At 61.7% G+C, this 15,440-nt stretch carries 13 protein-coding genes; 8 read left to right on the forward strand and 5 right to left on the reverse strand.

What is annotated here, in order from left to right; translation table 11 throughout:
- Nucleotides 1–160 precede the first annotated feature (160 nt).
- A complete protein-coding gene (locus ASB58_RS03220; protein ID WP_118129316.1) occupies nt 161–1,009 on the forward strand; it encodes an SDR family NAD(P)-dependent oxidoreductase in 849 nt (282 codons plus the stop codon).
- Nucleotides 1,010–1,061: 52 nt separating this feature from the next.
- Here ASB58_RS03220 and ASB58_RS03225 read toward each other — a convergent pair whose 3' ends face one another.
- The 5 genes from ASB58_RS03225 to rfbB all read right to left on the reverse strand — a co-directional run bounded on the left by ASB58_RS03225 (nt 1,062) and on the right by rfbB (nt 5,450).
- Entirely contained in the window at nt 1,062–1,928 is an 867-nt protein-coding gene (locus ASB58_RS03225; protein WP_118129317.1) for an alpha/beta fold hydrolase, read from the reverse strand.
- 116 nt (nt 1,929–2,044) lie between these two features.
- On the reverse strand, nt 2,045–2,911 hold the full coding sequence (gene rfbD / locus ASB58_RS03230; RefSeq protein WP_118129318.1) for a dTDP-4-dehydrorhamnose reductase: 867 nt from the start codon (nt 2,909–2,911) through the stop codon (nt 2,045–2,047).
- Entirely contained in the window at nt 2,911–3,456 is a 546-nt protein-coding gene (gene rfbC / locus ASB58_RS03235; RefSeq protein ID WP_096003547.1) for a dTDP-4-dehydrorhamnose 3,5-epimerase, read from the reverse strand. Before rfbC ends, rfbD begins: the two co-directional genes overlap by 1 nt.
- Nucleotides 3,453–4,331, reverse strand: a complete 879-nt coding sequence (rfbA, locus tag ASB58_RS03240; RefSeq protein WP_096003548.1) for a glucose-1-phosphate thymidylyltransferase RfbA — start codon at nt 4,329–4,331, stop codon at nt 3,453–3,455. Before rfbA ends, rfbC begins: the two co-directional genes overlap by 4 nt.
- Nucleotides 4,332–4,352: 21 nt before the next feature.
- Nucleotides 4,353–5,450 (reverse strand): dTDP-glucose 4,6-dehydratase, encoded by a 1,098-nt coding sequence (rfbB, locus tag ASB58_RS03245; protein WP_235827179.1) that lies wholly within the window; start codon nt 5,448–5,450, stop codon nt 4,353–4,355.
- Between the two features lie 128 nt (nt 5,451–5,578).
- On the opposite strand from rfbB, the gene ASB58_RS03250 reads away from it, so the two are divergent.
- The 7 genes from ASB58_RS03250 to ASB58_RS03280 all read left to right on the forward strand — a co-directional run bounded on the left by ASB58_RS03250 (nt 5,579) and on the right by ASB58_RS03280 (nt 15,280).
- Entirely contained in the window at nt 5,579–6,496 is a 918-nt protein-coding gene (locus ASB58_RS03250) for a GNAT family N-acetyltransferase (RefSeq protein WP_118129319.1), read from the forward strand.
- Entirely contained in the window at nt 6,486–7,220 is a 735-nt protein-coding gene (locus ASB58_RS03255; protein ID WP_118129320.1) for a class I SAM-dependent methyltransferase, read from the forward strand. The genes ASB58_RS03250 and ASB58_RS03255 overlap by 11 nt, the downstream gene beginning before the upstream one ends.
- Entirely contained in the window at nt 7,204–8,601 is a 1,398-nt protein-coding gene (locus tag ASB58_RS03260; RefSeq protein WP_147336786.1) for a hypothetical protein, read from the forward strand. The genes ASB58_RS03255 and ASB58_RS03260 overlap by 17 nt, the downstream gene beginning before the upstream one ends.
- Entirely contained in the window at nt 8,598–9,341 is a 744-nt protein-coding gene (locus ASB58_RS03265) for a class I SAM-dependent methyltransferase (RefSeq protein ID WP_118129322.1), read from the forward strand. The genes ASB58_RS03260 and ASB58_RS03265 overlap by 4 nt, the downstream gene beginning before the upstream one ends.
- On the forward strand, nt 9,341–10,459 hold the full coding sequence (locus ASB58_RS03270; RefSeq protein WP_118129323.1) for a DegT/DnrJ/EryC1/StrS family aminotransferase: 1,119 nt from the start codon (nt 9,341–9,343) through the stop codon (nt 10,457–10,459). Before ASB58_RS03265 ends, ASB58_RS03270 begins: the two co-directional genes overlap by 1 nt.
- A 19-nt stretch (nt 10,460–10,478) precedes the next feature.
- The gene (locus ASB58_RS03275; protein WP_096003554.1) at nt 10,479–10,895 is read left to right on the forward strand and encodes a sugar 3,4-ketoisomerase; all 417 of its coding nucleotides are present in this window, start codon (nt 10,479–10,481) and stop codon (nt 10,893–10,895) included.
- 65 nt (nt 10,896–10,960) lie between these two features.
- Complete coding sequence (locus ASB58_RS03280) at nt 10,961–15,280, forward strand: glycosyltransferase (protein ID WP_194294994.1); 4,320 nt, start codon at nt 10,961–10,963, stop codon at nt 15,278–15,280.
- Nucleotides 15,281–15,440: the final 160 nt, after the last annotated feature.

Below are 15,440 nucleotides of genomic sequence, written 5' to 3' on the forward strand. Positions count from 1 at the left end.
TCCTAACTATAGGGTATGAACCGGTGTTCATAAACCGGATTGCTGGCAGTCGATCAAGCGTACCGATAGCACTGGCAGGAAGGGAGTTGGCGATGCATGATATTCACCCTGTTTATTATCAACCAGTCTGCCCATCACGCAGACAGTGGAGGAGGCTCGCATGCAACAACTTCAGGGCAAGGTGGCGGTTATCACCGGCGGTGGTAGCGGTCTGGGACGTGAGTTGGCGCTATGCTGCGCGGCACGCGGCATGAAGCTGGTGCTGGGCGACGTAGACGAAAACGGCATGCAGGAAACCCTGCGCCTGGTCGAGGCGCAAAGCCCGGGCACCGAAACGGCCACCATGCGCCTGGATGTCTCCAAGCTGGAGCAGTTGCAGGCGCTGGCGGAGCTGTGCACCTCGCGCTTCGGCGCAGCTCACGTGCTGTTCAATAACGCTGGCGTGAGTGTTGGCGGTGCGGCCTGGGAAAACACCGTTGATGACTGGGAGTGGGTCATGGGTGTCAACCTGTACGGCGTGGTCTGGGGCGTGAAAACCTTCACTCCGATGATGATTGCCCAGGGCGAAGGCCACATCGTCAATACCGCCTCGGCCGCGGGTTGGGTGAATGGGCCGAACATGTCGGTGTACAACGTGACCAAGCACTCGGTGGTGGCGCTGTCCGAAACTCTGGCGCTGGACCTGCGTGACGCCGGTGCCAATGTCGGTGTGACCTGCCTTTGCCCGGCGTTCTTCCCCACCGGTATTCACGAGTCGGCGCGTAACCGCCCGGCAGACAAGGGTGATACCGTTGAGCTGAGCGAAACCGCGCTCAAGCGTGCCGAGCTGACCAAGGCGGCGATTCAGAAAGGCCGGATTCAGGCGTCTGATATTGCCGAGATGACGGTCAAGGCGGTGGAAGAGGACCAGTTCTACGTCTTCCCGCATCGCAAGATCAAACAGTTGATCGGTCTGCGTGCGCAGGCAGCAGCGGATGAGAAGACCGTTTTCGATTCGATGAATCCGTAACGCTCTGCTGGTTGCAGAAGAACCCCGGCGCTCTCGCCGGGGTTTTTTATTGTCAGCCTGCCAGCGCCAGACGTTGCTGGCTGCTGGTTGCTGGTGCTTGCAGCACAAAACGCTCGACAGCCGCGCGCATGTCCTGCCAGGCGGTCTTGTGTTCCATATCCAGAAAGTGACCGGTGTGGGCAATGCCGATGAACGCGGCGTTGGGCGCCAGGTCGGCAAAATGCCGTGCGTCTGCCGGTCCGGTGTACCTGTCCCACTCGCCGTTGATAAACAACAATGGAATGTCGATGTTGCGCACGCAGCGCATGTACTGACCGGCGTCCAGCTCCAGCACCTGGCGGATATGAAACAGCATCTGGCCGTACTCGTGTTCGTCCAGACTGCTGACATGACGGAAGTTGCAGCGCTTGTAGAGCGACGGTAGATGCTCGCCAATGGTCTCGTTGATTAGCTCGCCGATCGCCTGGCGGTTGCAGGTGGCCAGATGGGTCTTGCCGCGCGCGAGATAATCTTGCATGGCCGGGTTGAGCACCGGCGCAAAGGAGGTCACCAAAGCCCGGCGAATCCGCGCAGGGCGCTGCGCCAAGGCCAGCATCGCCGCGACGCCGCCCCAGGAAAAGGACATCAGATGATCGGCGCGAAAGTGCTCGATCAGATCCAGCAAAATCAGTGCTTCGTCTTCCTTGCCAAGCAGCGGCAGGTTGGGGTTGTGGGCTCGCGAGTGGCCGCTGTAGGGCTGGTCAAACAGGACCACGTTGAACAGTGGCTGCAGGTAGCGCAGGGTCTGGCCGAAGGAGGCGGCGGTGGCCAGTGAGCCATTGACCAGGATGATGGTCGCCTCGGTCTCGGGATTGGGGTAGAACCAGGTGTGCACCTTCAAGTCACGGTGCACGCGAATAACGGCTTTCTCAGCGTACATGGGCACCTCGGTGTCAGTCGGTCAGCGCACGCCGATGGCGCGCAGGTCAGAATCGACACCAGCTAACCCCAGACAGATGACAGCGACGTGTCACCGGAGCGCCGTTCAGGCGATCTTCACGGGGTTGTCATCTGTTGCAGGCAGGAGGTCAGCGCGCAGGTCCAGTCGGGTTGGGCGATACCGCATTCGCGTTGCAGGCGAGTGCAGTCCAGAACCGTTGATGCAGGGCGCTGCGCAGCGGTGGGATACTCGGCGGTAGTCAACGGTGTGAGCTTGGGCGCCTGCTTGAGCAGGCCCAGCTGCACCGCGTTGGCGAAGATGCGTTGGGCAAAGTCGTACCAGCTGCAGGGCGGGTTGCCGCTGTAATGGAAAACCCCGTGAGCGTCGGGCAGATCTGCCAGTTTCCACAGGGTTTGGGCGATGGCCTGCGCGGGTGTCGGCCCCCCGGTCTGATCGCAGACGATGCCCAGCTGCTGGCGCTCGGCGCCGAGGCGCAGCATGGTTTTGACAAAGTTGTTGCCGTGTACGCCGAACACCCAGCTGGTGCGCAGCACCAGCGCCTGCTCACCCAGGGCCAGTGCCGCCTGTTCGCCCGCCAGCTTGCTGGTGCCGTAAACGTTAAGCGGCTTGCAGGGGGCGTCTTCTGCCAGTGGGGCGCTGGTGTCACCAGCGAAGACATAGTCGGTAGACAGCTGAAACAGCCGTGCGCCGATGGCGCCGGCCGCTGCGCTCAGATGCTCGACGGCGCCGGCGTTGACGGCAAAAGCGTGTTCGGGCTCGCTCTCGGCGCGGTCAACGGCGGTGTAGGCAGCGGCGTTGATGATCAGCTCGGGACGCCATTGGCCAAGCAGCTGGCTGATCTGCTGTGGCTGGCTCAGGTCGAGTTCACGGGAGCCGGGTGCCAGGCATTCGACGCCTTGCGGCTGGCAGGCCAGCAGGGCATGGCCGACCTGCCCGCTGGCACCGGTGACGAGTACGCGCATCAGCTCTGGCTACCTTCCAGCAGGGTTTGCAGTGTGGGGTTCTGGCGGTCTTTGTCAGACAGCTTTGGCTCGCTGACGGGCCAGTCGATTGCCAGGGCCGGATCATTCCACAGCACACCGCCTTCGTCCTGCGGCTGGTAGTAGTCAGTGCATTTGTACTCGAAGTCGGCTATCTCGCTGAGCACGCAAAAGCCATGGGCGTAGCCCGGCGGTACCCACATCTGCAGGTGGTTGTCGTCTGAGAGAATGGCCGAGGCGTGCTGCCCGCAGGTCGGTGAGTCCGGGTTGATATCCAGTACCACGTCGAACACGCAGCCGCGGCTGACGCGTACCAGCTTGCCCTGCGGACGGCTGCGCTGGAAATGCAGGCCACGCAGCACTCCGCGTGCCGAGCGGGAGTGATTGTCCTGCACAAAGGGCTGGGTAATGCCCAGCGCTGCGTAGCGCTCGGTCTGAAAGGTTTCAATAAAGAAGCCTCGGCTGTCGCCGAACACCCGAGGCTCCAGGATCAGCACGCCGGGCAGGGCGGTTTCGCGTACCTTCATGGCTTGCCGTCCTGCTGCAGCAGACGCAACAGGTACTGGCCGTAGCCCGTTTTGCTCAGGGCGCTGGCCTCGGCGCGCAGAGCCTCGGCGCTGAGCCAGCCCTGACGGTAGGCAATTTCCTCCAGGCAGGCAACTTTCAGGCCCTGCCGCGCCTCGATGGTCTGCACAAAGGAGCTGGCGTCCATCAGCGAGTCGTGGGTGCCGGTGTCCAGCCAGGCGAAGCCGCGCCCCAGCAGGCTGACGTTGAGGTCGCCGCGCTCCAGATACGCCATGTTCACGTCGGTGATTTCCAGTTCGCCCCGGGCGGATGGTTTGATGCCGCGGGCGATCTCGATCACGTCGTTGTCATAGAAATACAGGCCGGTGACGGCGTAATTGGATTTGGGCTGGGCCGGCTTTTCTTCAATCGATACCGCCATGCCCTGCTCATCAAATTCGACCACACCAAAGCGTTCAGGGTCGCTCACGTGGTAGCCGAACACGGTGGCGCCGCTGCGGCGCTGGGCCGCTTCGTTGAGCATGGCGCTGAAGCCGTAGCCGTAGAAGATGTTGTCGCCCAGAATCAGGCACACGTTGCTGTCACCGATGAACTCCTCACCGATCAGAAAGGCCTGGGCCAGCCCGTCGGGAGAAGGTTGCTCGGCGTAGCTGAGGTGAATACCAAAGTCGCTGCCATCGCCCAGCAGGCTGCGAAAGTTGGGCAGGTCATGCGGGGTGGAGATGATCAGAATCTCACGGATGCCGGCCAGCATCAGCACCGACAGCGGGTAATAGATCATCGGCTTGTCGTAGATCGGCAGCAGCTGCTTGGAGATGCCGCGGGTAATCGGGTGCAAGCGCGTGCCGGAGCCGCCGGCCAGTATGATGCCTTTCATGATCGCATCCTGTTGTTGGAATCAGTCCTGAGTATGGCCCAAGCGCCCCAACTGATAACTGCCGCTGAGCACGTTCTGCCACCACGGGCGGTTAAGCAAATACCATTCCACGGTCTTGCGAATGCCGCTTTCAAAGGTCTCCTGCGGTGTCCAGCCGAGTTCGCGCTGTATTTTTGACGCATCAATGGCGTAGCGGCGGTCGTGCCCCGGCCGATCCTTGACGAAGGTGATCAGCTCGCGGTAGCTGGCAAGCCCTGCCGGGCGCTCATCCGCCGCCAGTTCGTCGAGCAATTGGCACAGGGTGTCGACGACCTCGATATTGCGTTTTTCGTTGTGCCCGCCAATGTTGTAGGTCTCCCCCACGGCGCCCCGCGTGGCCACCTCGATCAGGGCGCGGGCGTGATCCTCGACGTACAGCCAGTCGCGCACCTGGCCGCCGTCACCGTAGACCGGCAGCGGTTTGCCTTGCAGGGCGTTGAGGATCATGTGCGGAATCAGCTTTTCCGGAAAGTGATAAGGCCCGTAGTTGTTGGAGCAGTTGGTCACCACCACAGGCAGGCCAAAGGTGCGCTGCCAGGCGCGGACCAGGTGATCTGACGCCGCCTTGCTGGCAGAGTAGGGCGAGCTGGGGGCGTAGGCGGTGGTCTCGGTAAAGAGATCGTGTTCGCCCTCAAGGTCACCGTACACCTCGTCGGTAGACACATGATGAAAGCGAAAGGTCGCGCGGCGCTCGGCTGGCAGGCTCAGCCAGTATTCGCGGCAGGCTTCCAGCAGGCTGTAGGTGCCGACGATGTTGGTCTGGATGAATTCGCGCGGCCCGTCGATGGAACGGTCAACATGCGATTCGGCGGCCAGGTGCATGACAATATCCGGTTGAAAGTCGTGCAGCAGCGCGCTCATGGCCGTCTGATCGCCGATATCCTGGCGGGCAAAGCGGTAGCGGGGTGACTGCTCGACCGGCGCCAGCGACTCCGGGTTGCCTGCGTACGTCAGTTTGTCGACGTTCAGCACCTGATGCGCTGTACTGGTAATCAGGGTGCGGATGACCGCAGAGCCGATAAAACCGGCGCCGCCGGTGATCAGAAGTTTGAGGGGGCTGGGGTGCTGGCTGGCTGGCAAGATAATTGCCTCCTATACGGAATCGAGCGCCTGGCGTCAGGTTTTGGTCAGGTGCGGTGTTGTTTGTACACACTCAGGGATTGTTGGTAGATGATCGGGCGATGTAAAGGCATAACTGGAGCGCGGCCGTGTTAAGCGTCAATCGGTTCGAGCCGCAGCCGCAGGATCGGCTGTTCAACTCCGAAGCGTTCTTTCGGCTGCATGCGCCTGAGTGCGCGTTCTACTTTCAGTGGATGCTCAAGGGCCGGGTCGCCATGTGTCTGCATGTCAGCGAGGTTGCAACGGCGCAGGTTCGCTCGCCACGGCGCGGCACCTTTGGTGCTGTCAGTTTTTTTGAGGACGTGGCGCTGCCCGAGCTGGAGGCCTTTTTGCTGGAGGTGACGCGCTTTTTGCAGCAGCAGGGCATCCGCCGCCTGGAGTTGCTGTTGCCGCCGGCCGCGCATGCTGACGAGCGGGTGGCCGAGCAACACTTTGTGCTGCGCTCGTTGGGCTTTAGCGAAACCCTCTGTGATGTGAACTACGCCATCAGCGTAGATGAGCGTCCGCTGTCGCAGCGGCTGAATTATGCCAACCGTAAACGCTTGAACAAGTGTGTGCGTGACGGGTTCAGCGCAGGGCCGATGGACGCCAGCTCGCTGGCTGAAGTCTACGAGCTAATCCAGCGCAATCGGCAGAGCAAGGGCTACCCCATGACCATGACGCTACCGCAGCTGTCCGAGATGCAGACACTGTTCCCGGCTCAGGTGCTGCTGTACGGCTGTCATGCCGGCGACACCCTCGCTGCTGCGGCGCTGTGTCTGCAGGTGTCGCCTGCCGTACTTTACGTTTTTTATTGGGGAGACGATGCCCAGTTCTCTGGTTACAGTCCTGTCACCTTGCTGGCGGATGCCATCTACAGCGACTGTCAGCATAAGGGCGTTGCCTTGCTGGACATTGGCACGGCCAGTGAGGAGGGGCAGGCGAATCAGGGGCTGATTCGTTTCAAGCGCGGCCTGGGCTGCGAGGCATCATTGAAATTCAGACTGGAGAAGATCCTTGAGCCGTGACTTGCAGCAGTATCAGCAGGAATATCATGCCTTGCCCTTTGAGGCGACGCAGCTTAGCTACCGCCGGCGCGTGGTACTCGAGCAACTGGCCGCTCGCGCGCCCGAGCATGTGCTGGAAGTGGGCTGTGGCTTGCGCCCATTGTTCTGCGAGGTAGAGCCGTTTAGCTCCTTCACCGTGGTTGAACCGGCCAGTGAGTTTGCTGCCCATGCTCGCCAACTGGCTGGTGATGACGGGCGGGTGCGGATCATTGAGCAACGGCTGGAAGAGGCGGTTGACCAGATCGAGCAAAAACCGGACATGATTATCGTCAGCAGCCTGCTGCACGAGGTCGAGAACCCGCAGAGGCTGCTTTCAGCGGTACGCGCGCTGTGCCACGCCGAGACGCTGGTGCACGTCAACGTGCCGAATGCCTACTCACTGCACCGCTTGCTGGCGGTCGAGATGGGCCTGATTGCCGACCCGTTCGAGCGCTCGGCAACCCAGGCGCGAATGCAGCAGCACAGCACCTTCTGTCAGGCGTCGCTCACGACGCTGCTCGAATCTGCCGGCTTTGTCGTGCAGGACAGTGGCAGTTTCTTCATCAAGCCCTTTACCCATGCACAGATGCAGCAGCTGTGCGAGCAGGGGGTGCTGACCGAGGCGCACCTTGAGGGGTTGTTCAAGCTGTGTCGGCGCTTACCGGAATTCGGCTCGGAGATCTATGCCAATGCCAAACGCAGCTGATGTTATTTTATTGGGCAACAATCTCGCGTTAATGGTCGCTGCGCGGGAGCTGGCTGCACAGGGCCAGTCGGTTGTCATGCTAAGCGATGGCAAGCGCCCCGGCGCACACTTCACCGGTATGCGGGTGGAGAACCATGACTTTGATATCGGCATGGTGCTGTTCGAGCAGGTTGAGCGCGGTGAGCAGGCGCTGGATGTCGACAGTTACCACCCGGAGCAGCGCAACGACTGCGCGCGCTTTGCTCGGCTGGTCAGCGAATACGTCGAACAACTGGTGGACACGGTCCCGGTGCCGACGCCGTCGGTATACCTGGACGGCCAGCGTCACCCGGACTTTGTGATTGCCAATCGGCTCGATTACTTCGCCTCCAGCGAGCGTCGCGCAGATCTTGCTCAGGCCCTGCTGGCGCTGCCCGATCCGGGGCCGTTGCACGCGTCCCGCAAGCTGGCCCCCGACTATCAGGGTGTCGGTTATGCCGAGGCTTCCCTGGCAAATCACGGTGAGCCTTTGCACGCGCTCTTCGAGTTGCTGGCCAACAAGATTACCTATCGCTCCACGCGAGACATTCTTGCGCCCTGGCATCGGCTGGCCTGGTTACCGCTGTATTACCCGCAGACACTGCAGGCCGCGGTACGGGGTGATGTTTCAGGTTTGCCGGAATACCCCTTCCGCGCGGCTCGTGAGGGCTTTACCGGTGCTCTGGTTCGAGAGCTGCTGCAGGCAATGCGCGAGGCTGGTGTCCAGGTTGTGGATGATAACGTGCAGTCGTTGGCGCCTGCTGCCCAGGGGTTGTCCATCACCACGGGCGACGGCCAGCAGTGGGTTGCCCCGAGGGTTGTTATGGGGCTGGCGCAGGGGCGGGCCGGCGAGTTGCTGGGAGTTGACCACGCGCCGCCCAAGGGAGCGTCGGTCTGTATTCTGTTTGGCCTGATTGAGCGCGAAAAGCTGCGTCAGCTCGATAGCTGTTTGCTGGTGCTGGACGCAGAACGGGCAACCTATCGGCTGAGCAACCAGGACGTGGCTGCCGGCACTGAGGCGCCGGTTTGCCGTGTCACGGTCGAGTTCAATCCGACCTATGCGGCGCAGCTGTACTCTGATCAGGATGATGCGGGTTTACTGCAGTGTGTCAGCCAGGAGCTGGTCGCATTGGGTGTTGTTGAGGATGCCGAGGATTTTCGCCTGTTGCGCCGCATTCAGGCGGACGGTGCCTTGCCTTTCCCTGACCAGTCGCTGCTGGACTACACCGCGCTATTACGCCAGACCGCTGCCGACTGGCCGGGCGTGGAACTGACCGCCGGCCTGCTGGGCATGGGCGTGTCTTCCTTTAATGATCAGATCATCCAGGGGCTGAAGTTGGCCCGGAGCGGGAGTAAGTCATGAGCGACTCACTGCAAAGCCTTGAGCAGATTGCGCAGAGTTACCATCTGAGCGAGGACGTGCCCGACCGCTTTATCGAGACGGCCTGTCAGCATTATTGCTGTGACTGGATCGCCGGACATCTGCAGGGCGCGCGCAATGTGCTGGAGCTGGGCTATGGCGATGGCATTACCCTGGCGCGCCTGAGTCCTCTGGTTGAGCACTATCGCGTGCTTGAGGGCGCGGAAAGTCTGGTGCGCAAAGTGCGCGCTGAGCAGCCCCGGGTTGACGTTCTGCATCAGCTTTTCGAGCAGCATCACGTTGACCAGCCTTACGACCGGGTACTGGCTCTGCACGTGCTTGAGCACGTCGATGACCCGGTCAGCCTGCTTAAGCACATGGCCGGCTGGATGGGGCCTGACTCTGAGATGATCATCGTTGTGCCCAATCGTGAATCCCTGCATCGCCGTCTGGCGGTACTGATGGGGTTGCAACCGGAGCTCGATACCCTGAGTGCGCGCGACAAGGTGGTGGGGCATCAGCGGGTTTATGATCTTGCGGGCCTGACTGCCGACCTTCAGGCGGGTGGCTTTGAGGTTATTGAAAGCAAGGGGTTCTTCCTGAAAACCCTGCCTAATTCGATGATGCTGGACTACAGCGATGCGCTGATCGCCGGGCTCAATGAGGTGGGCGAGCAACTGCCAGCCGAGCTACTGGCGAATCTTGCCGTGCGCGTGCGTCTTGCCTCGGGTCGCCCTGTCTGATGGCCGAGCTACGCGTTCCCTTTCTTGATCTTCGGCGACTCAACGCTCCCTTTCTGCCGGCCATTCAACAGGCTATGGAGCGGGTGATGGCGTCGGGTTATTACCTGCTTGGCGAAGAAGTTGCCGGCTTCGAGCGCGAATTTGCAGCCTACTGCGGCGTGAGCCGAGCGGTGGGGGTCGCTAACGGGCTGGACGCCCTGACCCTGGTACTCCGTGCCTGGAAAGAGCTGGGGCTCTTGCGCGATGGTGACGAGGTCATATTGCCGGCTAACACCTATATCGCCACGGTGCTCGCAGTCAGCGCCAATGGGCTGGTGCCTGTGCTGGTGGAGCCAGACGCTGCATCGTTCAACATCAGCGTCGATGGCGTGCTCAAGGCGCTGAGCGTGCGCAGCCGGGCGATCATTGCCGTGCATCTGTACGGTCAACTGGTTGATATGCCTGCACTGATGGCGCTGGCGCGCGAAAACGGCCTGCTGGTACTGGAAGATGCCGCTCAGGCCCACGGCGCCGCGCTGGATGGCCGTCGCGCGGGTAGCTGGGGTGATGCCGCCGGATTCAGTTTCTATCCCGGCAAGGTGCTGGGGGCGATGGGGGATGCCGGCGCGGTGCTGACGTCGGACGAGCGCGTGGCGGAGGTGGTGCGCACGCTGGCCAACTATGGCTCCAGCGAGAAATATGTCTGCCCGATGCAGGGCTGCAACAGTCGCATGGATGAGCTGCAGGCTGCGATACTGCGTATCAAGCTGGCTGCGCTTGAGCAGGAGCTGCAAGGGCGCCGAGATGCGGCGCTGGCCTATCGACAGGGTATCGTCAATCCGGCGTTGCTCCCGCCGCAGGGTTCGTTGAATGAGCACGCCTGGCATCTGTATGTGGTGCGCTGCCAGCAGCGCGACCGCTTGCAGCAGCATCTGGCTGCGGCAGGTGTTGGCAGCCTCATTCACTATCCGATACCGCCTCATCGCCAGGGCGCCTATGCCGGTCTTGGGCACGGCCCTTTGCCGCTGACCGAAACCTTGGCTGATACGGTTCTGAGTCTGCCCATCTATGCTGGAGTGGACACACAGCTGGTGATAGACGCCTGCAACAGCTTTGTAGGGCCTGCCTGGCGCGCATAACAAGAAGGGAGAACAACCCATGGCGATCCAAGACTGTCGTCTCATAGAGTTGCCGCAAGTACACGATCAGCGAGGCAACCTGACCTTTGTGGAAGGAGGGCGCCATGTGCCCTTTGATATCCAGCGGGCCTACTATCTTTACGATGTGCCTGCCGGGTCTCACCGTGGCGGGCATGCCCATCGCGGGCTTTACCAGTTGCTTATTGCCATGTCGGGCAGTTTCGATATCACCTTGGACGACGGATTCGAGAATAAGAAATTTCATCTCGCGCGGCCGCATTACGGCTTGCTGATTACGCCGATGGTGTGGCGGGAGATGGATAACTTTTCCGGTGGCTCCGTGTGCATGGTGCTGGCCTCTGCCCATTACGACGAGGCCGACTACTACCGCGACTATGACCAGTTTTGCGCGGCGGCACGCGCCGCTGCGCCGTGACCATGGCCAATGACCTGCAAGACCGTAAGCGCGGTGAGCAGGCGAGCCACCAATCAGGATATCCCATGCACGTTGAAACCCCTGTAGCAGTCTCCGTTGTTGTCATGTCCTACAACAATGCCCGTTTCATTGGTGAGACTATCGAGTCGGTGCTATCCCAGCAGGATGTGGCGCTGGAGCTGATCATCGTGGACGACTGTTCCAGCGACGACTCTCTTGAGGTGGTGCGGCGCTATCAGTCAGACCCGAGGCTCGCGCTGGAGGTCAACACCGAGAACCTGGGGCAAACTGGCAACTTCAACAAGTGCGTCCGGTGCGGCACGGGCCGCTATGTCGTGGTACTTGGGTCTGACGATATCCTCTACCCGGGCCACCTGAGCGCGCTGGTGGAGGCGCTGGACGCCGATCCCAAGTTATCGCTGGCCTATACCCAGTGCACCTGGATCGACGAGGCCGGCAAGGTTCTGCAGCATATCGACCATCGCGGGCACCCTGCGCACTCCTACTCGGGTGGGCGCGACGAGGTCGTTGATCTGCTGACCTTCGATAACTACATCACGCCGTCTACGGTCATGCTGCGGCGCAGCATGCTCGATGACATGCGCTTGTCCGAGGGCGTGTATGCCCAGGAGGGCATGCTGGCCGGGGATTGGGAGCTGTGGATCAGGGTGGCGCGCCACAACCCGGATTTTGCCTTTGTCCGGCGTGCGTCGGTTGGTTACCGTATTCATGGCAATCAGGTTTCCCAGGATTTTTACCGCTCGGAGCGGCCGCTGTGGGAGCACCTGCATATTCTTGAACTGAACCTTGCCGACCCGCAGGTCAAGCCGCGCCTGCAAGCCGCCGCCGAGCGGGTGTGGGCCTTGGTGGAGGGGCGTATGTCGCGCTTCTCGGCCGAGGTGCTCGACAAGTACCGGGAGGATATCGACCGGGTGCGTGGGCAGCTGTTTGGCTACGCGGCCGCCGCCGACACCGACCAATGCCTGTTCTCGATCATCCTCACCACCTACAACCGGCCGGCGATGCTGGTCGATGCATTGCGCAGCGTCGCCGCGCAGACGTTGCGCGACTTTGAGGTGATCCTGGTCAACGACCACGGCGAGCCGGTAGAAGCGCTGCTCAAGGAATTCGATTTTCCGCTCACCTATCTGTATCAGGGTCGCAATCAGGGGCTGTCAGCTGCGCGTAACGCCGGCCTGGCGTTGGCCCGGGGCCGCTACGTCTGTTATCTGGATGACGATGATTTCTACGCGCCGCAGCATCTCGAGACACTGGCCGGCGCCTTTGAAAACGCCGGTGATGCCGTTGTTTACACCGGCGTTGAATATGTCGCCGAACGCGTGGAGGACGGTGTGCGGGTGGAGCTGTCCCGGCAAACGCCCTTCGAGCACGAGCGTTACGACCGTGAGCGGCTGTTTATTCACAACTATATTCCTGTCAACACCTGGGCCCATCCGCGCGCTCTGCTGCAAGGCGTGGGGCAGTTCGACACCGGCCTGACTGCCTTTGAGGACTGGGATCTGTTGCTGCGTCTGGCTGCGCGCTACCCGCTGGTTCACGTGCCTGAGGTTACCGCCGAGGTGCGCACCCGTGAGGGGGGCAGTGACGGCGATGATCATATGCTCAGTCGTGAACGTGAGCGCTTTGCCTCGCTGTATCAGGAAATGTATCGGCGCCATTCCGACCTGGGCAGTGAGCGGGTGCGTAAGGGCAGGGCTGTCCAGTTGCGCAGTCTTGGCGTGGTCGCCAAGGGTGATCCAACGCCGGTGCGTACCTGGCTGTCGGCGCGCAAGCTGACAGCGCCGCAGCAGCGCCTGGCCAACGACTACGTGACGGCGCACCGCGACGATAGCGCGCGGCTGACGGTGATACTGCTGGATCTGGCGGGCGACGCAGCCTTGCGGCAGCGGTCGCTGGACTCGCTTGTTGTGCAGGTCGACGCCGGCAATGTCGTCATGCAGGTGATGAGTGTCGATACCGCGCCCGCGGATTCGGCCGTGGCCTGGACCCAATGCTCCGAGCAAGACTGGCCGGCTCAGCTCAATGCGCAGCTCGCCCAGCTGGACTGCGACTGGGTGATGTTGCTGCAGGCAGGGGACGAGCTGATCGCCAGCGGCCTGCAGATGTTGTCACTGGAGCTGCTGGCCAACCCTGATTGCCGCGCCATTTTTGCCGATGCGTTGTTCCGTCAGGACGGCAGTGACTACGGCGCTGCGCTGCGTCCTGACTTCAACCTCGACTATCTGCTCAGCTTCCCGCGTGGGTTGTCGGCCAACTGGCTGTTCCGGCGTGAAGCCTTGTTGTCGCTCGGCGGCTTTGCCGAGGATGCGCACGAGATCATTGAACTGGATGCCATTCTGCGCCTGATCAACCAGCAGGGTGGCATTGGACTGGGGCATGTGCCCGAGCCGCTGGTGCTCAGTGACGCGCCGGTACTCAGTGACTCGGCGGCCGAGCGAACCGCGGTGTTGCGTCATGTGCAGGCGCGTGGCTACGAACATGCGCAGGTGCAGGCAGTGAGGCCTGGGCAGTATCGCGTTGATTACGGCCATGTCGAGCAGCCATTGGTATCGGTGGTGGTTATTGTCCAGGACCAGATGGCCGCCGCGCAGCGCTGTGTCATGAGCCTGCTGGAGCATACTAGCTATCCGCACTACGAGATTCTGCTGATCGACAACGCCAGTGAGCAGGCCGCTACCCTGGAGTGGCTGCAGTCGATCGAGGCGATGGCCAGCGAGCGACTTAAGGTGCTGCGCACGCCTGAGCGCCTGACTTACAGCGATTTGTGCAACCAGGCGGCGCTGAATACGCTGGGTGAGTACCTGCTGCTGCTGCGCGCCGAGGTGGCGGTGCTGGATGCCGGCTGGCTGGATGCACTGATGAATCACGCGCTGCGCCCAGAGGTGGGGGCGGTAGGGCCGAGACTGGTGGACTCCGACGGCAAGATTACCCATGCGGGCCTGATCCTCGGCTTGCGCGGGCCGGCATCAAGCCCCTTCGTTGGTGAGGCAGCTGACGCGCCCGGTTACATGCAGCGTCTGCAGGTAGACCATAATCCCAGTGCCCTCGGCGATGCCTGCCTGTTGGTGCGCAAGTCTGTCTTCGTTGAGCTGGGTGGGCTGGATGCCGGTGCCCTGGATGGCCAGGCGGCGGTGATTGATTTTTGCCTGCGCCTGGCTGACGGGGGGCACCTGCTGGTCTGGACGCCGTCCGCAACGCTGCTGCATGCCTGCGAGCCAGGCGGTATGACGGTAGAGGTGGAAGATACGCTCTATCAGCGCTGGCTGCCGCGCCTGGCGCGCGATGCGGCCTACAACGCCAACTTCTCGCTGGTTCGCAAGGGCGGCTTTCAGCTGACCGATCCGCAGATTTCCTGGCGACCGCTGGATATATGGCGCCCCCAGCCGGTGGTGCTGGCGCATCCTGCTGATGTGTTCGGTTGCGGGCACTATCGCGTCATTCAGCCATTTAATGCGCTTAGTGAGGCAGGATTGGTGGACGGAGCACTCTCTCAGGGGTTGATGCATGCGGTCGATCTGGAGCGTTATTCGCCGGACGTGGTCATCCTGCAGCGCCAGATTGGCGATGAGCGGTTGGAAGCCATGCGCCGCATGAAGGCGTTTTCATCTGCATTCAAGGTCTATGAGCTGGATGACTACCTGCCCAACCTGCCGATGAAAAGCGCCCATCGTAGCAAGATGCCGAAGGATATTGTGCGCTCGCTCAAACGCGGTCTGTCGCTGGTGGACCGGTTTGTGGTGTCGACCGAGCCGTTGGCCGAAGCGCTCAACGGCTACCACCCGGACATCCGGGTCGTGCATAACCGGCTTGATCCGCGCTGGTGGGGGCAGCTGCCTGCCTCAGCCCGCGGGCAGTCACGCAAGCCCAGAGTCGGTTGGGCCGGGGGCTCCAGTCACACCGGGGATCTGGAGCTGATTCTGGATGTGGTCAAGGAGCTGGCTGCCGAGGTGGAGTGGGTATTTTTTGGCATGTGCCCCGACAGCCTGCGGCCTTACGTCCATGAGTTTCACCCGGGTGTGGCGATCAACCTGTATCCGCGCAAGCTGGCCGAGCTGAACCTGGATCTGGCGCTGGCGCCGGTCGAAGAAAACCTCTTCAACGAGTGCAAGAGTAATCTGCGCCTGCTGGAGTACGGAGCCTGCGGTTACCCGGTGATCTGTTCTGACGTGCGCTGCTATACCGGCGATCTGCCGGTGACGCGCGTGAAGAATCGCTACCGGGACTGGGTGGATGCCATTCGCATGCATTTGTCTGATGCCGACGCGTCGGCAGCGCAGGGCAAAGCGTTGCAACAGGCGGTGCGTGATCATTGGATGCTGGATGAGCAGGGCCTGGTTGCCTGGCAGCAAGGGTGGTTGCCCTGAGCCGCTCAGGGGCGACGAACGGTCACTAAAGGATTGTTGCCTGAGGTCGATAACTGAATCATGGCTGGCGGGGATGCCAGCGCTGCCATAGCTGATCGGACGAATTCACCAGAGAAAAAATGAATTTCCTCCTAAAGCTTTCGGACAAGGTGTCGATACA

The sequence above is a fragment of the Pseudomonas abyssi genome (assembly GCF_003444685.1).
Lineage (GTDB): Bacteria > Pseudomonadota > Gammaproteobacteria > Pseudomonadales > Pseudomonadaceae > Halopseudomonas > Halopseudomonas abyssi.